This is a genomic window from Sorangium sp. So ce281 (genome assembly GCF_051527395.1).
GTDB lineage: Bacteria > Myxococcota_A > Polyangia > Polyangiales > Polyangiaceae > Sorangium > Sorangium cellulosum_B.
In genome coordinates this window covers 3,900,639-3,921,647 of sequence record NZ_CP150322.1, presented here as the reverse complement: position 1 = coordinate 3,921,647, position 21,009 = coordinate 3,900,639, and the positions used below count along the sequence as shown (strand labels likewise).

At 73.7% G+C, this 21,009-nt stretch carries 15 protein-coding genes; 8 read left to right on the top strand and 7 right to left on the bottom strand.

Annotation, left to right across the window (positions count from 1 at the left end):
- Positions 1 to 135: 135 nt before the first annotated feature.
- Together WMF27_RS14920 and WMF27_RS14915 are read left to right on the top strand one after the other, a co-directional pair.
- Positions 136 to 267 carry a hypothetical protein gene (locus WMF27_RS14920; protein ID WP_437768211.1) on the top strand — a complete coding sequence of 44 codons (132 nt, stop codon included), beginning with the start codon at positions 136 to 138 and terminating at the stop codon, positions 265 to 267.
- Positions 264 to 980, top strand: coding sequence for a hypothetical protein (locus tag WMF27_RS14915; protein WP_437768212.1), 717 nt, complete (start codon positions 264 to 266; stop codon positions 978 to 980). Before WMF27_RS14920 ends, WMF27_RS14915 begins: the two co-directional genes overlap by 4 nt.
- A gap of 46 nt (positions 981 to 1,026) precedes the next feature.
- On the opposite strand, the gene WMF27_RS14910 is transcribed toward WMF27_RS14915, so the two are convergent.
- The 3 genes from WMF27_RS14910 to WMF27_RS14900 form a co-directional block, all read right to left on the bottom strand.
- The gene (locus WMF27_RS14910; RefSeq protein WP_437768213.1) at positions 1,027 to 2,928 is read right to left on the bottom strand and encodes a L,D-transpeptidase; all 1,902 of its coding nucleotides are present in this window, start codon (positions 2,926 to 2,928) and stop codon (positions 1,027 to 1,029) included.
- A 64-nt stretch (positions 2,929 to 2,992) separates the two neighbouring features.
- Positions 2,993 to 4,357, bottom strand: a complete 1,365-nt coding sequence (locus WMF27_RS14905; protein ID WP_437768214.1) for a DUF1552 domain-containing protein — start codon at positions 4,355 to 4,357, stop codon at positions 2,993 to 2,995.
- On the bottom strand, positions 4,354 to 6,060 hold the full coding sequence (locus tag WMF27_RS14900) for a DUF1592 domain-containing protein (protein WP_437768215.1): 1,707 nt from the start codon (positions 6,058 to 6,060) through the stop codon (positions 4,354 to 4,356). Before WMF27_RS14900 ends, WMF27_RS14905 begins: the two co-directional genes overlap by 4 nt.
- 343 nt (positions 6,061 to 6,403) lie before the next feature.
- On the opposite strand from WMF27_RS14900, the gene WMF27_RS14895 reads away from it, so the two are divergent.
- The 3 genes from WMF27_RS14895 (at position 6,404) to WMF27_RS14885 (ending at position 10,950) form a co-directional block, all read left to right on the top strand.
- Positions 6,404 to 7,762: a hypothetical protein gene (locus tag WMF27_RS14895; protein ID WP_437768216.1), complete on the top strand. Its 1,359-nt coding sequence runs from the start codon at positions 6,404 to 6,406 to the stop codon at positions 7,760 to 7,762.
- Between the two features lie 18 nt (positions 7,763 to 7,780).
- Positions 7,781 to 8,398 (top strand): hypothetical protein, encoded by a 618-nt coding sequence (locus tag WMF27_RS14890; protein WP_437768217.1) that lies wholly within the window; start codon positions 7,781 to 7,783, stop codon positions 8,396 to 8,398.
- A gap of 107 nt (positions 8,399 to 8,505) precedes the next feature.
- A complete protein-coding gene (locus tag WMF27_RS14885; protein ID WP_437768218.1) occupies positions 8,506 to 10,950 on the top strand; it encodes a hypothetical protein in 2,445 nt (814 codons plus the stop codon).
- 1 nt (position 10,951) lies between these two features.
- Here the strand turns inward: WMF27_RS14885 and WMF27_RS14880 are convergent, their stop codons facing one another.
- A complete protein-coding gene (locus tag WMF27_RS14880) occupies positions 10,952 to 12,514 on the bottom strand; it encodes a tetratricopeptide repeat protein (protein WP_437768219.1) in 1,563 nt (520 codons plus the stop codon).
- A gap of 342 nt (positions 12,515 to 12,856) precedes the next feature.
- Between WMF27_RS14880 and WMF27_RS14875 the strand changes: the two genes are divergently transcribed.
- Genes WMF27_RS14875 through WMF27_RS14865 form a run of 3 tightly spaced genes read left to right on the top strand, consistent with a single transcriptional unit; the run spans position 12,857 to position 16,238 of the window.
- Positions 12,857 to 13,993 carry a hypothetical protein gene (locus WMF27_RS14875; protein WP_437768220.1) on the top strand — a complete coding sequence of 379 codons (1,137 nt, stop codon included), beginning with the start codon at positions 12,857 to 12,859 and terminating at the stop codon, positions 13,991 to 13,993.
- Positions 13,990 to 14,967 (top strand): RHS repeat-associated core domain-containing protein, encoded by a 978-nt coding sequence (locus WMF27_RS14870; protein WP_437768221.1) that lies wholly within the window; start codon positions 13,990 to 13,992, stop codon positions 14,965 to 14,967. The genes WMF27_RS14875 and WMF27_RS14870 overlap by 4 nt, the downstream gene beginning before the upstream one ends.
- Positions 14,928 to 16,238, top strand: a complete 1,311-nt coding sequence (locus tag WMF27_RS14865; RefSeq protein ID WP_437768222.1) for a hypothetical protein — start codon at positions 14,928 to 14,930, stop codon at positions 16,236 to 16,238. Before WMF27_RS14870 ends, WMF27_RS14865 begins: the two co-directional genes overlap by 40 nt.
- A gap of 203 nt (positions 16,239 to 16,441) precedes the next feature.
- On the opposite strand, the gene WMF27_RS14860 is transcribed toward WMF27_RS14865, so the two are convergent.
- The 3 genes from WMF27_RS14860 to WMF27_RS14850 form a co-directional block, all read right to left on the bottom strand.
- Positions 16,442 to 18,016, bottom strand: a complete 1,575-nt coding sequence (locus tag WMF27_RS14860) for a hypothetical protein (RefSeq protein WP_437768223.1) — start codon at positions 18,014 to 18,016, stop codon at positions 16,442 to 16,444.
- 199 nt (positions 18,017 to 18,215) lie between these two features.
- Positions 18,216 to 19,124, bottom strand: a complete 909-nt coding sequence (locus tag WMF27_RS14855) for a hypothetical protein (protein WP_437768224.1) — start codon at positions 19,122 to 19,124, stop codon at positions 18,216 to 18,218.
- A complete protein-coding gene (locus tag WMF27_RS14850) occupies positions 19,121 to 20,656 on the bottom strand; it encodes a hypothetical protein (RefSeq protein WP_437768225.1) in 1,536 nt (511 codons plus the stop codon). The genes WMF27_RS14855 and WMF27_RS14850 overlap by 4 nt, the downstream gene beginning before the upstream one ends.
- Positions 20,657 to 21,009: the final 353 nt, after the last annotated feature.

The window sequence follows — 21,009 nt, the reverse complement described above, 5'->3', positions numbered from 1 at the left end:
CGGCCGCGGGCGAGGGGATGTGTGAGGCGGGGCGCGCGTGGGGCCCCGCCGAACGCGCGGCTCCAAGGGCCATGACGGCCGCGGCGGGCGACTGGCATGGATCCCTCTCCGCTGGCCGGGTAGCGGAGGCAGGAGATGCGAGCTCGACAGCACCGCTCCCCCTACATGCGCGCCATGGAGATGAGCAGCCGCCCCGCGCTGCCGGGCGCGCGCCGCATCGGTTCACCGTCGACCGCCGCGGACGGCGGCGCCATCCTGAACGCATGAACTTCCTGCTTCATCGCCACCTCGCCACGCGCGATCTCGGCTCGGCCGCCGCGGGCGCGGCGGCGATGCTCCCGGACCTCTGGCGCATGGCCGACCGGCGCGTCAGGCCCTCCCGCGCGCCCGATCGCCCCGCCGCCCCGCCGCCCCGCCTCGCCGAGGTGCTGGCCGGCATCGACCACCACGTCGCCGCCGACCGCTGGTTCCACGCAGCCCCCGTCTTCGTCGAGGGCGAACGCCGCCTCGCCGCCGCGTTGCGCGCCGCCTCGCTCGGCGCGCCGCGGCTCGCGCTCTTCGCCCACGTGCTCTGGGAGATGTGCCTCGACGGCGCGCTCGTCCGCAGGACCGGCCTCGCGCCCCTCCTCGACGACCTCCGCGCCGGCCTCGACGCCATCGACGGCGCCCCGACCGAGACCGCGGCCTCGATCCACCACTTCCAGCAGCGCGCCCCCTCTCCTGCCGGCGCCCTCGCCGATCGCGCCGCCTTCGAGTCGCGGCTCCGTCGCATCTGCGACGAGCTCATCCGCGGCCCCTGGATCGCCGGCTACCAGGACGGCGCCGGCCTCGTGCTTCGCCTCGCAGGCGTGCGCGCGCGCTTCGGCATGCCCCCCTTCACCCCGGACCAGCACGCCCGCCTGGCCGCGCTCCTCGACGCCCTCGCCGCCTCGGCAGACGAGGCGCTGACCGACCTCCTCCACACCGCGCCGAAGCACTGAAGCGCCCGCCGCTCCCCTTCATCCAGACGGCGATCGCCTCCCCTATTTATTCATGCACGATGATCGTCGTGCCCTCGCCCAGCTCCTCGCCTGTGTTGATCGCGTGCCATCCGGGCGGCACCGGGGGATCGGTCCACAGGAACACCCGGTGGGCGTCGATGGGCGACAGGTTGATGCAGCCGTGGCTGCGCGGCGTGCCGAAGACGTCGTGCCAGTACGCGGTGTGGAGCGCGTAGCCGCTCGCGAAATACTGGATGTACGGCACGTCCCGGAGGGCGTAGGTCCCCTCGCCGCGGCGCCGCGTCACGCCGTACTCCCCGTCACCCCTCCGCGGGGCCACCTTCTCGCCCGCCGCGGGCTTCGCCGCCGCGCTCGCGCCGGGCTTCTTCGGGGAGCGCTCCTTCGAGGTGCCGCCCTTCTCCGGCTTCGCGCCGCGCGAGGCCGACGGCACGTCGGCGGTCGTCTCCGCGCGGCCGCCGACGCTCGACGACTCGTTCGAGTCCATCGTCGCCGTGATGTGCTTGTTGCGGATGCGGAAGACGCCGCGCACCGTCGCGGTCGTGGTCTTGGGATCGGCCACCCCGGCCTGACCGGTCGAGACCAGCGTGGCGTAGATCGGGCGCTTGCCCTCCCAGAGGACGAGCGTCTGGTGCGTGATCGACACCTCGATCCACTTCTCGCCCTTCTCGGCGACCTGCGGCCACGCGGACGGCGCGACCGCGAGCCCGACGTCCAGCTGGCTCACGTACCGCTGATCCCGGGTGCGGTAGTACTTCACGCCCTCGATCCGGCGCATCCTGCCGGTCAGCGGGACGATGTCCCGGAACGGCAGCTCCTTGCCCGGCGTCGCCTTGCCGCCCTGGATCTGGACGTCGCGAGCGCCCCGCGCGCGGACGAAGGCGAGCGGCAGCGTGAGCGCGTCGGTCAGCTCGACCCCGTGCCAGGGAGAGCCGGTGTCGGGCTTGATCTTCGTCGCAGGCGCGAGCCGCAGATCCGTCGTGATCGCGAACCGCCGGCTCAGCGACTCCGGTCCGGTCGCGAACGATCCGATCAGCGACAGCCCGGTGAAGCGCCGCGCGCGATCGGCGAAGACCGCGTAGTCCGGGACCTTGAAGTCGCTGATGTTGCGGATGAGGCGCTTGCCGCCCTCGAGCCAGAACGGGATCGGGTCGCCGTCCCCTTCCCCGCCGAGCAGCGCGCCCTCGCCGAGCTCGAGCGAGTTCTTCCCCAGGCCGAGCTCGCCGAGCTGCTTGCCAGGAAGCGGCACGCCGCGCGCGTCGATCGCCACGTCGTTCGCGCCGAGGATGACCCGCTGCACGGTCGCCTTGTTCTCCTCGAACCACGACAGGTGCTCGTCGAGCTTGAACTCCGATTTGCGCTGCTCCTCGGCGGTGGGGACGCGCAGGTAGAGCGGCAGCACCGCGCGGACGAAGGCGTACCGGTACGGGAGCGCGGTCCTCAGGTTCGGCCCGGGGCCGGCGGCCTTGAGGATCGGGTCGTTCAGGTCGAGCGTCGCGTCCTCGCCCACGCAGAGATAGCCGTGGGGCTCGATCGCATACCAGCCGCCCGGACAGCCCGCGGTGCCGGCGGGCTCGGCGGAGCGGGGCACCCTGGAGCCGACGCGCAGGTACCCGAGCTTCTTCGACGTGTCGCGCGGCTCCTTGTAGACGGTCGCCACGAAGGCCGTCACGCCGAGCAGCGGCTTGTCGCTCGGCGGCCACGCGGGCGCCGAGGGCTCCGCGGGCGCGGCCTGCCCGTCGGTCGCCGCGAGCGCCGCGGGGGCCGCGTCGGCGCCCGCGTCGTCGGCCGGGCCCGCCGCCCCCACGTCCGCGGGCTTGCGACAGCCGCACGCCGCCGCCGTGAGCGCCGCGAGGTGAGCGAGACAGAGAGCGAGGCGCGCCGCGCGCCGCGCACCGTGAGGCTTCCCGGAGGACAGCAGGGCGCCCATGCGGGCGTACTTGCCAAAATCGGCGCGCGACGAAAAGCCCAAAACACGCGGGGGGCGCGCGCAACTAGGCCAGGAGGCCCGGCAGCGCCCCCGTGCAGTAGGCGGGGTTGCCGAACGTCGACACGTCCACGCCCATCGCGTTGCACAGCGCGACGAGCAGGTTGTTGTGGGGATCTCCGGCATAGCGCAAAAATCTGCCGGTCCTGAGCGCCCCGCCGGCGCCCCCCGCGATCACGTACGGCATGTCGCGCCGCGAGTGGCTCTGCCCCTCCGAGATGTCCGTGCACCAGAGGACGAGCGTGTTGTCGAGGAGCGTGCCCGTGCCCTCCTGGACGGCGTCGAGCTTCTCGAGCAGGTACGCGAGCTGCTCCGCCTGCCAGCGCCCGATGTCGACGAGCTGCCGCTGCTTTTCCGCGTCGCCGATGTTCGAGTGCGAGAGCGCGTGGTGCGTCTCCGACTGGCCGAGCCACGTGAACACCTTGCCCGCCTGGGTCGCGCTCCACTGGATGGACGCGACCCGCGTGAGATCGCAGGCGAGCGCCATCGCGAGCAGGTCGGTCTGCAGCCGCCCGATCGCGGGGAAGTTGTCGTTCGCGTAGACGTCGAGCGGCTCGCCCAGCGCCGGCAGGGCGCACGCGCCGCCGAGGAGCGCCGGCACGTCGAGCCGCTGCTCGATGTCGTTCAGCGCGTCGAGGTGCTGCTCCAGCTTCCGCCGGTCCTCGCCCCCCAGCTCGCGCGCGAGGGCGCCGTAGTCCTCCATGACGCCGCCGAGCACCCGGCGGCGCAGGACGCGCCGCCGCGCGAGCTCCGCCGGATCGGCGCTGAGGTCCAGGAACAGGCGGTCGAACGCCGCGCGCGGATCGTCCTCGGGCGGGACCGGCTGGCCCGGGCCGAGGTACGAGAGGCGCGACGAGACGTTGGCGTACTGGACCTGGACGCCGAGCTCGAGCGACGAGAGCTTCGTGCGATCCCCGAGCCTCGCGGCGAGGAACTGGTCGACCGAGACGCCCCCGCCCCAGCCGACCCGCGCGGCCGGGTTGCAGGCGTACGGGAAGAGGGTCCCCTCCTGGAGCTCCGTCCCCGTGAGCGCCTGGCCGATGCCCTGCTGGTGAGAGTCGCCCGGCCCGTGGTGGGCGGACTCCATGTCGATGCCCTCGACGACGAGCAGCTTGTCCCGGTAGGGAGAGAGCGGCGCGAGGATCTCTCCGAGCTCGAACGACGTCTCGGTCCCGGCCGGCTGCCAGGCCTCCTTCACCGTACCGAGGCCGGTGAAGAAGACGACGAAGCGCTTCGGGAAATCGACGGCGCTCGCCGAGCCGGCCATGGCGTCGAGGAAGGGGAGCGCGAGGGCGAGCCCGCCGGCCCCGCGCAGGAAGGCGCGACGATCGAGGCGCCCCCTCGACGCCCGGCGCTGCGCGGCGCCGCTCACGGCGCACCCCCTGCGTCCGGCGCCGCGCGGCGGTAGCGGAACGCGTCCGTCTGGGTCAGCGCCACGAGCAGCGCCTTGATGTTGTACCCGCTCTCGGCGAACGCCGCCTGGATCTGGCGCATGCTGCACTCGTCCTCCGCCTGCTCGGCGCGGCCGTAGCCGAAGCGGAACCACTGCGTCGCGACGCACTGGCGCACCTCGTCGCTCTCCGCGAGGCGGTGCGCGAGCTCCACCGCCCCGTCGAAGGGTCCATCGACATCCCGGCTCCCCACGATCTCGCCGCTCGCGTCCACCGGCACGCCCTGGTCGACCTCGCGGTAGAGGCCGATCCCGTCGTAGCGCTCGAACCCGAAGCCGATCGGATCCATGAGCCGGTGGCAACCGGCGCAGCCCGGGTCCTCCGCGTGCCGCTCGAACTGCCGGCGGGTCGGGATCCCTTCCCGCACCGGCGGCGGCTGGATGTCCACGTCGGGCGGCGGCGGCGGCAGGATCTGGCAGAGCAGCCGCTCCCGGACGAACTTGCCGCGGTGGACGGGCGAGGACTGATCCGGCTTCGCGAGCACCGCGAGCACGCTGGCGTGGGTGAGGAAGCCGGCGCGCTGCGCTGGGTCGAGCGGCACGACCGAGAGCTCGCCGGGCGCCCCCGCGCCGCCCGCCGCTCCCAGCCCGTAGAACGCGCGGAGCTCGGCGTTCATCAGCGAGTAGGGCGCCGTCAGCAGGGTCGCCACGTCGCCGGCGCCGTCCTCGAACACGACGTGATCGAGGAACGCCTCGGTCTCCGCCCGGAGGAGCGCCGGGAGCCCGGCGTGGAAGCCGGGGTAGACCGCCGGGTCCTTGGTGAGGGTGTCGATGTTCGACAGCTGCAGCCACTGCGCGTGGAAGTTCGCGACGGCGGCGCGGGCGCGCGGATCCTCGAGCATGCGGCGGGCCTGCGCGGCGATCTGCGCCGCGGAGCGGAGCTCCCCCGCGTCGGCGGCTGCGAACAGCGCGTCGTCGGGCATCGAGCTCCAGAGCAGGTACGAGAGCCGCGAGGCGATCTCGTGATCCGAGAGCGCCACCACGCCCTCGCCGGCCGGATCCGGCATGCCGTGCTCGACGCGGTAAAGGAAGTGCGGCGACTGGAGCATCGCCTGGATCACGAGCTCGACGCCGGTCGAGAAGCCGTGCTCGTCGTTCCCGAAGGCGAAGAGCCGCGCGAGCCGCTCGCTCTCCGCGGGCGCGAGGGGACGGCGGAACGCGCGCTTGCCGAGGCGCTCGATGAGCTCCGCGGCGCACGCGTCGGGCCCCTGCACCGCCGGGTCGCACCCCGGAAGGAGCTTCCCGAGATCCTTCGCGGCCCGCGCCGCGATCGCCTCGGAGGCCTTCATGAGCTGCTCGGCGAGGAGCTGCGTGACCCCGAGCGCCGCCGCCTGGTTGTTGAACCCGAGCGCCTCCTCCTCGACCACGAAGGCGTCGGCCGGCGCGCTGTCGTCGCCGAGGAGATCGCGGATCGTGTTATTGTACTCGAAGCGCGTCATCCGCCGGAGCGGCGACGCGCCCGGCCGGATCTCCGCGCAGCGCGGCGCCTCGCCTTCCGCTCCCCCCGCGGCCCCGCCGCCGCGCCCGCCGGAGCACGCGGCGGCCGCCGCCACGACGATCGCGAGCCCGAGAGAGCCGCCGGGGCCGCGCGCCGCGCGGCGGTGCCGTCCTCTTGACCGATCCATCTGCCCTCTCCCCTGGGGGACGCGCTGGCCTGCGATGCGGTGCGCCGCGGCGTCGCGGCGCCGCGGCGCCGCGCACGAGCAACGACATGCCTCACATCGCGAGGGCCCGTCAAGGCGCCAAGGACAAGGAAGACGAGGCTCGTCGAGCCCCGCGAGTCCGATCGTAGCGGAGTCTCGTAGCTACACTGCGCGTCATCGGAAATGTCGCTCAGTCCCCTCGAAAGACGCTGGATCCAGCCGCGACATCGCTTGTAGGCTCGCGCGCGTGCAAGCTTCGTTTGACGCCGCTGCCGGCAAAAGGCCCGCGCGGAAGCCGACCAGATTCACAACGCTGTCCCTCTCTTTGAGCCTCTGCGGGAGGATCCTCCTCGGGCTCTCCGCCGCGACGGTCACGACGTTCGCGCTCTCGCCCATCGCGCTCGCCGCCCCCAAGGGGTCGAAGTCGATCGCGATCCGCATCGAGGGGCCGAACGCAGACGACATCCGCGAAGACATCGTGTCCCTCGTCCCGGAGACGCTGACGGTCGTGGACGACGACGCGTTCTCGAAGTCGCTGCGCAGCGCCGGCCAGACCAAGCCGGTGGGCAACGCGCTGGTGATGAAGGCCCAGCGGAAGAAGGCCATCGACCGCATCCGCAAGGCGGGCAAGGCCGCGAAGGCGGAGGGGGTGATCTACGGCGTCTCGCGGACGAACAAGAAGAAGAAGAAAGAGGTCTACCTCGTCTACGTCGACGAGAACGCCGGCGACCTCGCGGTGGACAGCGCGGTGCCGCTGAGCGGCTCGCGGGACGACCGCAGGAAGGCGCTGGAAGAGCTGCTCGGCCCGACGCTCTCGCAGATCGCGCCGGCGGCCACGGTCGACGAGGACAAGCCGAAGGACGGCGACGACGGCGGCGACGGCGAGAAGGACGGCGACGGCGACGAGAAGAGCAGCGACGACGGCGACAAGGACGGCGACGACGGCGACAAGGGCGGGAAGCGCAAGCCCCACGACCCCCGCTCGGCGCTCTTCTCGATCGAGGCCGGCGTCGAGTTTGCCGGCCGCTGGTTCGACTACTCCGATCCGGTCACGCAGAACCTCCGGCCCTACGACGTCTTCGGTCAGCCCGCGCTGTCGATCTCCGGCGAGGTGTACCCGCTCGCGTCGACGGACATCCCGGTGCTCAAGGGCCTCGGCATCACCGCGGGGTACATGATGGCGCTCGGCCTCAACTCGGCGGTGGGCGACGGCGACCCGCTCGGCACGACCTACCAGCGCATCAACCTGGGGCTGCGGGAGCGGCTGTCGATCGGCGAGTCGTCCGTGCTCGGCATCTCCGCCGGGCTCCGGCTCCTGACCTTCGAGGTCGACGCGGCGGAGGCCCTGGCCAGTACGGTGCCGAACGTCTCCTACACGCTGATCCGGGCCGGCCTCGACGCGCGGGTGCCGGTCGGCCCGGTCGCGCTGGCGCTCGGCGCCGACTACCTCTTCCCGCTCTCGTCAGGCCAGGTCTACGAACGGTTCGAGGGGGCGAGCGTGCAGGGTATCGGCGCGATGGCCGGGGTGCTCGTGCCCGTCACGACCGGCGTCGAGGCGCGGCTCCTGCTGGAGTACGCGCGGTTCTTCTCGTCGTTCGAACCCGCGATCGGCGACCCGTACGTGGCCGGCGGGGCGATCGACCAGTACCTTGGGGTGCGGCTCGCCGGAGCCTACGTTTACTGAGCGAGAGAGAGGTAGCACGTGACGTACATCGCTTTTCTTGGCGGGCGCACCGCGCTCGCCGCCGCCGTGATGAGCGGCGCCGCGTTGATCATCAGCTGCGCGGGAACCCTCGAGGACAAGGACCAGTACCTGGCCGGCGGCGACGGGCCTGGCGGTGGGAGCGGCCAGGGCAACGGCGCGGCGACCACCGGCAGCGGCGGCGACGCTGCGGCCACCAGCGGCGGCGACGCTGCGACCACCAGCGGCGGCGACGCTGCGGCCACCAGCGGCGGCGACGCTGCGGCCACCAGCGGCGGCGACGCTGCGACCACCAGCGCGAGCAGCGGCGGTGGGACCGGATGCGCGGAAGCGCAGGCGCTCGTGATGGCGAAGTGCGCCACCGCGGGCTGCCACGATGGGCGAGCGAACCTGGGGGGCCTCGATCTGTCGACGGGCTGGGAGACCAGGGTCGCGGGCCAGGCGTCAGACTGCGGCGGCAACGGCACGGTGATCGTGCCGGGCGATCCGGACGCCAGCTTGCTCTACATGAAGCTCTCGGACCCCCCGCCGTGCGACAGCCGGATGCCGCTCGGCCCGGAGCTCAGCGCCGACGAGAAGAAGTGTCTCTACGACTACATCGCGGCGCTTTCGCCCTGAGGTAGCGAAGGAGCGTCTGGCCGCGGCAGCGGCGCGGGCGGCGCGGTCGTCACCTCGATGAGACCGCCTCGTTGGCGCCCCCGTGGCCAGACGCTACGCTCGCCGCGATGCTGCGCCGGCGCTCGTTCTGGATCGCCGCGGCCGCCGTCGCCTACACCGCCTTCGCCGCGCTCCGGGCGTCCGGCGGCCACGGGCCCGCGTGGCTCGCCCTGCTCGGGCTGCCGGCGTTGCTCGCGCTCGGCCTCCGCTGGGTAGAGCGGCCGCCGCGGGGAGAGGACCGGATCGAGCCGGCGGCCCGCGGCGCGGCCGCCGTCTGCCTCACCGGCGCCGCGATGCTCGCCGCCGCGCGGAGCGGCCCCGCCGGGCTCGCGCTGATCGCGCTCGGCAACCTCGGCGCCGCGGCCGCGGCGATGGCCGCCCTGGTCGGGCTCGCGCGCATCGCGGGCCTCGGCGGCCTGCTCGAGCCTCCGCCGAGCACGCGGCGCCTCGACGCGGCGGCGTTCGCGTCGCTCTTCTGGACCGTGGCGGTCGCCCTGCCCGCCGTCTCCGCGGTGGCGCCCGAGCGCGCGGCGGATCTCGATCCGCTGCTCATCCACTACGCCACCTCCGCCGCGTCGCTCGGCTCGCTCACGGTGACGCTCGTGGCGATCGCGCGCGTCCGCATCGCGCGGCGGCTCGAGCTCGGCGTGGCCGACAGGGTCGAGGCCGCGCTGCTGCTCACGGCGACCGCGCTGGCGGTCGGCCTCGCGGCGGCCTTCGTCGGCGTCGCGCCCCCCGAGTCGATCCTGCCGGTCACGAGCGCCGCCGCGGCGGTCTGCGTCGCGTTCTGCACCGTGGCCGCGGACGCGGCGCAGGTCTCGCGCGCGCTCCGCGGCACGCTCGCCGTCGCGACGCTCGCGACCCCGCCGGCGCTGCTCGCGGTCTACGCCGTGCACCAGGCGCCGCGCGGCGATCTCGGGCTCCGCGGCGCGCCGCAGTCCTCCGTCGGCGTCGCCGTGTTCGGCGCGTGCGCGCTCTGCGCGCTCGCGGGGCTCGCGGCGCCGGCGCTCGCGCGCCGGTTCGCGCCGGAGGGGGCGCGCTGGCTCGGGGCCTTCGACGCCGCGACGCGCGCGGCGATGAACCCGGAGCCGGAGGCGGCGCTCGAGGCGGCCCTCTCCGCGCTGCGCGAGGCGTCGGACGCCGGCGTCGCGGGGCAGGCCCCGCCGGCGCTCTACCTGCTCTCGCCGCCGGAGCAGGTGACCGTCGATCGCGCCGGTTACAAGCACACCGAGCCGGCGGAGGTGCCGGCGCGCCTCATCGAGCTCGCCCAGCTCGAGCCGGAGCGCGTCCTGCGCGTCGAGGCCGCCGAGGCCGTCGAGGTCCGGCGGCCGGAGGTGCGCCCGCTGCTCGCCTGGCTCGCGGAGCGCGACGTCGGCGTGGTCGCCCTGGTGAACGACGCGGAGGGCCCGATCGGGGCCCTCGCCATCCCGCGGGCCCGGCGCGCGTCGCCGATGACGCTGGAGGAGGTGAGCGGCCTGCGCGCGGTCGCCGACCGGCTCGGGGCGGTGATCGCGGTCTCGGCGACGCTGTCGGGGTCGCGCGGCCGCGAGGTCGCCGCCCGCCGCGAGGCGGAGGAGCGCGCGCGCGAGGTGAGCCGGCTCGAGCGCGCCGTGGCGCAGGGCGCGGGGCGGTTCCGCGCGATCGCGGCGCTGCTCGCGCGGCCGGCGCGGGCCGCCGCCTACAGCCCCGCCGCCCGCTCGGCGCTCGAGCAGCTCGAGCGGCTCGGCGTGGCCGGCGGCCCGGTCACGCTGCTGACGGCCCCCGGGATCGACGCGGTGGCGTGGGGCGCGGTCGTCCACCTGACCTCGCCGCGCGCGGGCGGCCCGCTGGCGATCGTCGACGGCGCGGCGCCCGTCCCCGAGGGGTTCGCGCAGGCGTTCGCGCAGGCGCGGGCCGCTGCGCCGGCGCGCGACGAGGCGGCTGCGATCGAGGGCTCCGCGGGGACGCCGAGCGCGCTCGCGCTGTGGCGCGATCCGGACAGCTCGCCCATCGAGGCGGCGCGGGGGGGCACGCTGCTCGTGCTCGACGCCCAGGCCTTGCCGTCCGAGGTGCAGAGCTACCTCGGCGCGGCGCTGCCGGACGACGTGGGGCTCGTCGTGGCGGTGCCCCAGACCGTGGACGCGCTCGCGGCGACCGGTCAGCTGAGCGAGCGGCTCGCGGACCGGCTCGGCGACCGGGCCGTCGCGCTGCCCTCGCTGTCGTCGCGCGCCGAGGATCTCCGTGCGCTCGCGCTCGATCACCTCGCGCGCATCGGCGTCCGCCTGCGGGGCCGGCCGTTCGGCCTGGATCTGCGCGCGCTGCAGGCGGTGCTCGACCACCCGTGGCCCGGCAACGACGCCGAGATGGGCGCGGTCCTGCTCCGCGCGGCGCTCGTGGCCAAGGGCGACGTCATCGGCGAGAAGGATCTCGCGGCGATCGGCTTCGCCCCGCCGCCCGGGCCCGCCAGCGGGGCGGACAGCGTCCGCGGCGAGGCGCGCCGCGCCCGGCGGCGGCGCGCGGACCCGAGGGGGTAGGCTACGCCTCGGGCGGGGCCCGCCGCGCTGCCCTGGGCGGCACGCCGGGGCGGAGCTGCGCGGGCTGCAGCATGCCCTTCCGGAGGAAGTGATCGAGCATGTGCTGGCAGCTGGGACAGGGGTCCACGGGATCGCCGGCGTCGAAGTACCTGGACGCCGCCGCCTGGATCGCGACGCCGGCGTCGTGGATCTCGCGCAGCGCCCGTCGCGTCCCTGCTTCGTCCAGGGAGCCGGGCCGGAGCGCGTGCTGCCGCTCCCATGAAGCAAGGTAATCGCTGAGCGCCGCGGGCGCCGAGCACCGTCCTGGCTCGACGGGGATCCGCGCCGGCTCTCCCCTGGAGAGCGCGTCGATCCATCCGCGGTACCACGCGGTGAAGCTGTCGTGAGTCGGGACGACGCCGAGGCCTGCCGCGCGCAGATCCGCCCAGACGCTGCCGGCGCGCGGGCCGCGGATCACGAGCACGGAGAAGTAGCCGCAGCCCATGTGCGCGAGCGCGACGGTCCCGCGGACGACCTCGTCGGACTGGAGCGCGGCGCGCTGCGGGGCGGTCAGCGTGCGTGGATCGGGCCGGTACGCCCTCGTGTGGGGGAATTCGCCGGTGAGGCTCTCGATCTGTCCAGGGCCGTCGAGCGGCAGGAGCCCGTGGTACGGGCCGGCGCCGGAGCTGCCGACGCGGGTCAGGAAGGCGGCGTAGTCGGCGGGGATGCGTGCGCCGCACGACGCCTCGATGCGCTCGATGTCTCGCCGGGTGAGCGGCGGGTGGAGCCGGTATCCGTGCGCGCGGGCGCCGAAGCGGTTGAGCCACGGATCGTGATCGCGGTGGAGGTGGTCGAGCGCCTCGGCGGCGCCCGCGATGAAGCCCTCGACGACCGCGACGGGAGCGGGATGGTGGAGCCCCTCGGCGCGCAGGCGCTCGAGCGACCACGCCGCGGCGGCGCTCTCCGGGTGCGCCCTGGCGTAGGCCGCGAGCTTGTCATATGCGGAGGCGTCGCCGTCGCGCGCGGCGCGGTGGTAGGCGTGGATCGGGAAGGCGGTCGGGTGCGCCGGCTGCGCCTCGAGGACGGCCTCGAGGTGGCGCAGGCCCTCGTCGGTGCGGCCGGCCTCGCAGAGCATGGCGCCGAGGTCGCAGCGGGCCGAGACGTCCTCGGGATCGAGGCGAGCTGCGGCCTCGAACGCGCCCTGGGCCGCGTCGATCTCGCCGCGCTCGCGGAGGGTGTAGGCGAGGCTCACGGCGGTCGCGAACGTCGGATCGAGCTCGAACGCCCGGCGGGCGAGCTGCACGGCGTCGTCGAGGCGGCCGAGCTTGCGGAGGATCATCCCGGAGACCCAGGCGACCTGCGGGTGGTCCGGGTGGCTCGCGCGGAGCGCGTCGAGGACGGGCAGCGTCTTTTCCAGGGCGCCGCGGGCCTTCGTGTCGGGGTGCTCGTCCGGGTAGCGGCTCAGGAGCTTGACGAGGCGGTAGACCGCGGCGTCGACCTCCATGCGCGCCACGTTCTTCGGCGTGAGCTCCGGGGCGCCCTTTCGCGGCGTGGGTTTCTGCTTGCGCCGCCCGGTCCTGGACATGCCGAGACGGTAGTCTGCCGACGCGGGGGCACCAAGGAGCGGCGGAGGCCTGCGGCGCATCGCGCGCGCCGGGAGAGGTCTGCCGTCGATGCCTCTGGAAACGCGGTCCGCTCGGGCGAGCTCTCGCGGATCCCGGAGGCGGCCGTCGGCGACGCGGCCTGGGGGCCGGCGCCGCGTGGGGGGACGCCCGCCGGCGTGCACCGCCGCGTGGGGGGACGCCCGCCGGCATGCACCGCCGCGTGGGGGGACGCCCGCCGGCGTGCACCGCCGCGTGGGGGGACGCGCCTAGGGGAGCCGCCGCCGCGTCGCTTCGCCTACGACGCCTGCGGGAGGCTCGCGGCCGTGTTCGGGCCGGGCGGCGCGGTGACGCGCTACGACTTCGACGCCGACGGCAACCTGGCGAGGATCAGCGACGCCGACGGGCGCACGACCACGCTGCGCTGGGGCGGCTTCCACGTCGTCACCGAGCTCGTGAGGCCCGACGGGAGCACGGTGCGGTACCGCTACGACCGCGAGCAGGACCTGGTGCGCATCGTCAACGAGGCCGGAGAGGAGCACCGGATCGAGCGCGACGCCGAGGGGCGCATCACCGGCGAGCGGACCTTCGACGGGCGGGAGATCCGGTACAAGCTCGATCTGCTGGGCAGGATCGTCCGGAGGGAGTGCGGTCTCGAACGCGTCGACCTGGAGTACGATCCGCTCGGCAGGCTCGTGAAGCGGAGCACCTCCGACGGGCGCGAGGACGTGTTCGAGTACGATCCGCTCGGCCGGATCGAGCGCGCGGTCAGCGGCGACATCGAGTGCGAGTACACCTACGACCGGCGGGGGCGGGTAATGACCGAGGTGACGCGGCGGGGCGCCGACGTGCTCGCGGCGTTCGCGTGGACCTACGACGCCATGGGCAAGGCCACCTCCGTGCGCGGGCCGGGGGGCGAGATTGGCGTGCAGCGCGACGTCAGGGGGCGGCCTGTGGCCGTACAGATCGGCGGGGAGAGCGCACCGCTGCGCCTCGCCTACGATGCGCGCGGCTTCGAGGTCGAGCGGCTTTTGCCAGGCGGCGGCACGATCGCGACCGACGTCAGCGCAGAGGGGTTGATGGAGCGGCAGCGCGTGCTCGGCAGACCCACGGCGCCGCGCGTCCGTCCGGGTGAGCCCGCGTGGGTCGGACCGCTGCCGTCGCGCGAGATGTGGCGTAAGACATATGCGTGGTCGCCCGCGGGGCTGCTCCGCGCCGACGAGGATCTCGGCGGTGAGATGGGAGAGTTGCTGCGCGATGCGAACGGCCGCGTCGTAGAGCGGCGCAAGGACGGCAAGGTCGCGGAGCGCTTCCGCTTCACCGCGACGGGAGAGGTGGAGCCAGCTGGCGAGCGGCGAACGTACGCGCCTGGGGGGAAGTTGACGGCGCGCGCGACGGAGCAAGACACCGTACGGTACGACTACAAAAGCGCGTGGCGCGGCTCGGACAGGTCGAGAGCGTGACCCGGTACGCCTTTCGCAGCGACGTGATGGTGCATGAGCGCACGCAGCGTGCGCGCGACGGGGAGTCCCCCGTCGTGGAAGAGCGGAGCTACGTCACGCTTCCGGACAGCGTGCTGCCGCTCGCGCAGCGGGAGGGCGCGGCAGGAGCGCTCAGGTACTTCGTGCATGGCGTGAACGGGTTTCCGGAGGCGCTGTTCGAGGGAGACGGCAGCGTCGCGGCGGAGATCGAGGCAGGACTCTACGGCGATGTGCCGGCGGAGCTGGCGGGGATCACGCCGCTCAGGCTTCCAGGGCAGTACGCGGACGAGGAGACCGGGCTCCACTACAACGGGCACCGGTACTACGACCCGGAGACCGGGGAGTACCTCAGCCCGGAGCCGATCGGGATCGAGGGGAGCCTCAATCCGTATGCGTATGTCGACAACTACCCGATGGATTGGGTGGATGTCGACGGGCGCCTTCGCTGTGTCCTCACCCGCCGCAACGGCACACAGGTCGTGAGGAGCAGCGGAGGCAGCGAGGAATCAATTCACCCTGCGGTCGCAGCGGCCTTACCGAGGACGAACGCTCGACAGCCAGGTGATCCAAGACCGCCGGAAGGGTGCGCCGAGCCGCAAGCCCTCCCTGAACACCTCAGAGACTGGGAACGCCGGACCGGCCGCTCGTGCGCCCCTGGAGATCCCAACTGGCAGAGGAATCTCAACAGCGCGCTCCGCGAGGTCGACACCATCCGCTCGGAAACCGGATCGAACGACGCTGTGCCGGCGTGCCCGAACTGCTCTCAGCTCATTCCCCGACTCTGGACGATGGCCGGGCGACCACCACCGAGCGAACGCGTGATTGGTGGAGGCACAAACGCGAGCCAAGGCTATGCGTCCCATCCGACCAGCCACCTCAGCCGTCCAAACGCACACGGTGCCATGAATCTGGGAATTTGGAACGTAGACAACGGCCAGTTTTCGAGGCGACGATGACCTCCCGCAAGGCGTTCCACCGTGGCTTCGACACCATCAAGCTGCCGGCGAGCCTCGTGCTGCGGCTTGACCGCCGCGACGAACACATCGAGTTGCGCATCGACGGCGTCCGCGTCACGGAGCGCCCGGTCGGGCGGGGTAGCCGGGTGTCGTTCGATCGGAGCTTTTCCAGGGCGCACATCGCTGAAGTCGTATTCGAGCACCGCCTCGCCAAGCTCCGCGCCGAGGGGTTCGCCGCTGGCGGTCAATCCATCACGAGTGCGTCCCCCCAGGAAGACATGCTCGCCGCAGCTCAGCTGATCGGCGCACAGCTCGAGCGGCGCGGCGACCCGACGGGTACGCTGATCGCGTTCCAGGTCGAGCGGCTTCGTCATGATGGGGACGATGCGCGTGCCATGGCTTGCGAGCTCCTCGAGTCGACGAAGGAGATGACCTTCGGCCCGATCCCCGACTTCCGCGAACCACTGACGTGCGTCGACGATGGTCACGATGGCCTCGTCGGGTGGGTCTACGACGACGACGCCACCATCGACGAGGAGCTCCGGCCGGAGCTCGAGCAAATCGGCCGCGACTCGCTCGGCTTCTCGCCGGACGACCGCGGCATCTCGCTCGGCGTCGCCGGTCTGCACCGCTTACGTCGGCTCCTGGCGAGCCCCGCCGGACGCTCGCTCCGGTCTCTTCGCCTCATGACCTTCGGCACGCTCGGTCCGTTTCTCGACGTGCTCAACACGTACGGGTGCGCATCGGCGGTCGCATCGCTCGTCGCCCGCGGGGCCAGCGCGGCCATCGGCGCCGCGCTGGCCGACCTTCGGGGGCTGGGCGCGCCGGAGCGGATGGTCGGGGCGTTGCTCGCTCAGCCTGCGCCGGCTCTGCGTTACCTGACGGTATTTCGTGGCGACGATGACGTGCGGGGAGCCCTCGCGCCGCTCGGTCCAGGAAAGCTCCCGGCGCTCGAGCACCTCGGGCTCTGGTATCGCCCCACGCGCCCTGACGGGCTCCGTGTACTCGCAGCACATCCTCTGATCCAAAGACTTCAGTCGCTTGAGATCTGGTCGACGGATGACGCCAGGAGGTTCCCGTTCGAGGATCTCCTCGCCCTGCGCCCATCCCTCTCTCACCTCGCGCGGCTCCTCCTCGGAGGACACCTCGTCCCCTCACACGTTCGGGAGAGATTCGCCGATTGGCCCGCCGTCGAATTTGTGAGCCACGACCGCCGTGAGGTCATCGCGCTCGACATCGCCGCCCTCGGCTGGGCACGGGCGATCCGATGATTCCACGCTGAGCTTGAGGGGCGGGCCAGCCCGGCCATAAGCTCGCCCGAGGAGCGGGCCGCGCGCAGGCGCGGAGCGCCGAGCACGGACCGGGGGTGGGCATCCACTGCCGCCCTCTCTCGCGCGGCTCCCTCATCGGGCACCGGAGCTCCCGGTACCCTCAGCCGGACGTCCGGCGGGAGCGCGACGGGTCGCGGGGCCGCTCAGTAGAAGCGGTAGCCGAGGCTCGCCGGCGCCGCGAAGACCCAGCCGTCGAGGCCCTTCATGACCGTCGGCGAGACGCTCAGCAGGAGCGCGCCCGACGTCCAGCCCGCGCTCGGAAGGTCCGCGAGCACCAGCGACACGTCGACGCTCCCGCCGAACGCGAGCGTCTCCACGAGCGCGCTCTCGGGGAGGCTGCCCTCGCGCGCGTTCACGGCGACCTCGCTCCGACCGTAGTTGAGGTGGACCACCTCGGAGGGGATCTCCCCCTTGATCCCGGTGACCTTCGCCTCCTGCCCCACCGGGCCCACGAGCCCTGAAAGGCCGAGCCAGAGACGCCCGAGGCGCATCGAGACGGAGGGGCCGCCGACAACGAGATAACCGCCGCCGAACCGGTAGCCGCCCAGCACACGCGCGCCAAGGTGCAGATCCTCGGAGAGCGCAACCCCGATGAACGCCTCCCCGCCGGCAAACGGACCGAGCGCCGGATCGAAGCTGGCATGGCAGACCTCGTCGTCGCAGGGCGCGATGAGCTCACCCTCCGGGATGTTGTAGCTGTACGAGTACGCGCTCAGATCGCCGAAGCTGCCGGCGTCCATCAGGCCGAGCAACGCGCCGCCGGCCACACCGGCCTCGATCACGAAGCGCCCGGTGTGCCTCGGCGAAGATCCAGCGCTCGGCTCCGGCTCCTCGGCTGCGGGAGGTGCCGCGGGCGGCGCATCGGTCTCCGGCCCCGCGGCAGCCTTCCCCGGCCCCGCAGCGCGCTTCCCAGCCTCCGCCGCAGCCGCGCCCTTCCCCGGCCCCGCGGCGCCCTTCCCGGGCGCCGCAGCGCCCTTCCCCGGCCCCGCGGCGCCGTCCCCGGCCCCCGCGCTCCCCTTCGCCGGCGCCGCCACCGGCGGCGCCGGCGCGGGCGCTTCCGCCGCGGGCGCAGGCTGCGCAGCGGCCGAGGCGTCCCTGGCGAGCGCCGGCACAGCGACGGTCTTCCGCTCGCCCCGCTTGATCGAGACCGACTTCTCCCACGGCTTTCTGCCAGGTGCGCTCGCGCTCACCTTGTGCTGGCCAGGATCGATCGGCCTCGCCTGGCCCCAGAGCGCGCCGTCGAGCGGCGCCCCATCCAGCATCACCTCGAGCCCCTCGATCGCGGCCGCCCGCGGCACGCTCAGCGTCAGCCGCGGGAGCGACAGCTCCAGCCTCGCTCCCCTCGCCTTCGCGTCGGCCTCCAGGCGCTTGTTGCCCTCCTTGCGGGCCGCCGCGCCGAGATCGATGTACTCGGACCACGCCGTCGCGATCTTGCCCTGCTTCTCGTGGCACATCGCCAGCGCGAGGAGCGTCGCCGACCTCGGGCTCAGCCTGTAGCTCTCCTCGAGCTTCGGGCAGGCCTCCGCGACCTTGCCCTTCTTCATCAGGCTCTTGCCCTCGTCGAGCAGCGCCTCCGCCTGCGCGAACGCGACGCCCGGGCTCACCGCGAGCGCGAGCGCGAACGCGACGCCGGCAAGGCGCGCGCAGGCGCGCCCGGCGCGCGGCACCGCATCGAGGCAGGAGCCGCGGCGCCGCGCGCGCCAGGGGGAAGCAAGCAACTTGTCGGAAGTCTCAGCGTCTTGCCGGTTCAAACGGTTCGTCGCTCCCAGGGCGATGCCCGTGAGGTGATGTCGAAGGCGCGAGCGCGTGGCAGGCGCGCCTCTCCAAGGAGGACGGAGCGTACCACGCCCCGTTCGAGCCGAGCAAAGCCGCGCGCGGGGTGCCGCGATGACAGGACGGGCGCGTGGCAGGCGCGGGTCAGCCGGCCGCAGAGCGCTCGTCGAGCAGCTTGATGCCGGCGGCGACCTCGCTGGCGAACGACTCGGCGAGCGCCCGGGCCTGGCCGAACCGCGGCGGGACCTCCCGGGCGGCGCGGGCGAGCGCCGCGACGGCGAGGTCGTGGGGCTGGCGCAGGAGGACGCGGTACGCGAGGCTCCGGCCAGGAGGCGTGGCGACGACCGCGAGCGTCGAGGCCGACCACGCGAACGGCGGATCCTTCCGCGCGGCGGTCGCGAGATCCGTGAGCGGCGTGCGCGTCATCCAGAGGGAGAGCGCCTCGGCGAAGTCCGGCGGGGCGAGCCCCGGGACGCCGTGGCCCATGTCCGCGAGGCCGACGCGCCGGGTCTCGACCTGGACGCCGCGCAGCTGCCGCCACCGGAGCAGCCGCGGGGGCGGGCGCTGGCCGCGGAAGCTCGCGCGGCCCGTCCACCAGGCGACGAGCGCGTCCGTGCGAAAGCAGTCGAGCACCCGCGCGAACGTCGCGTGCCGCGAGAGCGCGGACCCGACGTCCGCCGGCGCGGGCACGAGCTCGCAGAGGTCGCGCACGCTCGCGAGCAGGCGAGGATAGCGGCTGCGCGTGAGCACGCTGGCGAGCTCGTGGTTCGTGAGCTGGAGCAGGTCGTTCAGCGCGGCCAGGAGCGCCCACTCGGCCGCGCCGAGCTCCGGGAGCACGTCGATCGGGGCGATGAGGCGGGCGACGCGGACGCGGACCAGATCGATGCGCGAGCCGAGGTCGCGATCGATCGCCGGCGCGCCGTCGCCGAGGAGGAGCGCGAGCCGGACGCCGAAGGGGCGCACCAGGCGCAGCGGACCGCCGAGGACGAGCGGGGCGAGCACGTTCGCCTGGAGCTCGGAGAGCCGCTCGGCGATCGCTTCAGGCTGGGTCATTGGGGCGTCCGGCCAGGGCCCGGCGGCAGCGCCCTCGGCTCGGCCAGCGCCTCGGACGGGGCGAGGTCGCGCAGCGGCCGGATGCCGACGCCGCCGAGCACGACCTCGGGCAGCTCGGTGGCCAGCGCCGCCGTGAGGCCCGCGGACGACACGGCCACCGCCGACCATTGCTGGGCCTCGAGCAGCGCCGTCTCGAGGGGGACGAACGCCTCCTCCGGCACGCCGATCGCCCCCCCGTCGCGCCCGATGAACAGCGCCTGCCCGGCGGGGGCGCCCAGCGCGCGGAACAGCACGCCGGGCGCGACCGCAGGGACCGCGTCGTACCCGGCGGGGATGTAGAGGCCCGGATGGACCTCCCGGAAGAACTCGCCGACCGGGATCCCCTCGATGCCCGTGGGGTGCCGGAGGAACGCGCCTGCCGCGGTGAAGGCGATGCGGGCGCGGCGCAGGGTCTCGGGGCCGAGCGCGTAGGCGACGTGCCGCAGGAGCGGCATCTCCTGCGGCTGGATCCACGAGGCCGTGACCGACCGCCACGGCTCGGAGCTCGGGACGAGGCGGAGCGAGAGCACGACCGACGCGGGGCGCAGCGCGTCGCCCTCCGCCACCTTCGCCGCGACGGGCTCGCGGCCGAGCTCCACCCGGGCGAACGCCGCGACGTCGCCCATCGCCGGAAGCTTCGCGATCTCCAGCGCCTCGCGGCCCCCGCCCCGGAAGAGCACGAGGCCCGCCTCGCCGAACACCGGGCAGGCGCGGAGGTTGACCGGGTGCCGGAACCCCACCTCCACCGCCGCGCCCGGCGCGACCGGGACGAAATACCCGAGCCCCGGCGTGCTCGTGAGCAACGGGACCATCCGGGCAGGGATGGCCGGCACGCGGAAGAGGTACCGGAGCACCGGGGCGTCATCGAAGCTCGACTCCGGCGGCCACTCGCACAGGCCGACCTCGGCCTCGACGCTGCTCCGGGAGAAGTAGCGGATCAGCGCCGGGCCGAGCCCCGACTCCGCGAGCAGCCAGCGCGGGCCCGGGTCCCGCCCGGCGGACGGATCGAGGTGCGGCTCGAGCCGGAGCAGCAGCGTGCGCACGTCGACGCGCCGCTCGACCTCGTACGTCTGCGAGAAGGCGTTGTGGTAGAGCGAGAGCGCCGCGTCGCTGGGCAGGATCTGCGGGACGTCGTACCCGAACGGCGCGGCCGCGTCGCGGTACTGGACGAAGTGCCGGCTCGTGCCGGTGAAGCTGTAGCCGCCCGCGAGCCGCGCGATCTCGGCGACACGGTCGAGCCGATCGCTGCTCTCGGCCGCGAACAGGAGGGTGACCTCCCGCGCCCCCAGCTTCGAGCGCACGATCTCGACGACGAGCGAGCGGAGGATGTCCGCGAGCGAGCCCTGCCGCGTGTAGAGCGCCAGGAAGGCGACGAGCCGATCGAGCGACGGCAGGAGGACGAGCCCCTTGGCGCCGAGCGCGACCCCCTTGGCGTCGAGCCCGAGGCCGGGCGTGCGCAGCCGGGTCTGGTGAACGGCGACGCGATCGAGCATCGAAATGGCTCCCGCCGCTCGAGCCTGACGTAACTGACGTGACTGACGTGACTGACGTGACTGACGTAACTGACGTGACGTCGAAGGAGCAGCGGAGCCGACGACCGTAGGAGGAGCCGCCGGATCCGTCAAGAGAGGCCCGCCGCGCGCGCCACGACGTCTCCGGCCGGATCGCCGCGTCCGCGACGCTGCCGGGTCCCCGTGACCGCGAGACTGGAACTGCCATGAGCGACGGCGTAGTCTCTTTCGCGAATGCGCCCCGTCGGAACACCGCAGGCCCACGCGGCCCGGCGCCATGAGATCGCCTCTCCGCTGCGCCGGAGCCCCCCCTCGGCGCTCATCCCACGGACCAC

What these genes read in the sequence shown, in the direction of transcription:
- WMF27_RS14920 (WP_437768211.1), top strand. Translation starts at nt 136, where the DNA reads ATGCGAGCTCGACAGCACCGCTCCCCCTACATGCGCGCCATGGAGATG.
- WMF27_RS14915 (WP_437768212.1), top strand. Translation starts at nt 264, where the DNA reads ATGAACTTCCTGCTTCATCGCCACCTCGCCACGCGCGATCTCGGCTCG.
- WMF27_RS14910 (WP_437768213.1), bottom strand. Translation starts at nt 2,928, where the DNA reads ATGGGCGCCCTGCTGTCCTCCGGGAAGCCTCACGGTGCGCGGCGCGCG.
- WMF27_RS14900 (WP_437768215.1), bottom strand. Translation starts at nt 6,060, where the DNA reads ATGGATCGGTCAAGAGGACGGCACCGCCGCGCGGCGCGCGGCCCCGGC.
- WMF27_RS14885 (WP_437768218.1), top strand. Translation starts at nt 8,506, where the DNA reads ATGCTGCGCCGGCGCTCGTTCTGGATCGCCGCGGCCGCCGTCGCCTAC.
- WMF27_RS14880 (WP_437768219.1), bottom strand. Translation starts at nt 12,514, where the DNA reads ATGTCCAGGACCGGGCGGCGCAAGCAGAAACCCACGCCGCGAAAGGGC.
- WMF27_RS14855 (WP_437768224.1), bottom strand. Translation starts at nt 19,124, where the DNA reads ATGACCCAGCCTGAAGCGATCGCCGAGCGGCTCTCCGAGCTCCAGGCG.
- WMF27_RS14850 (WP_437768225.1), bottom strand. Translation starts at nt 20,656, where the DNA reads ATGCTCGATCGCGTCGCCGTTCACCAGACCCGGCTGCGCACGCCCGGC.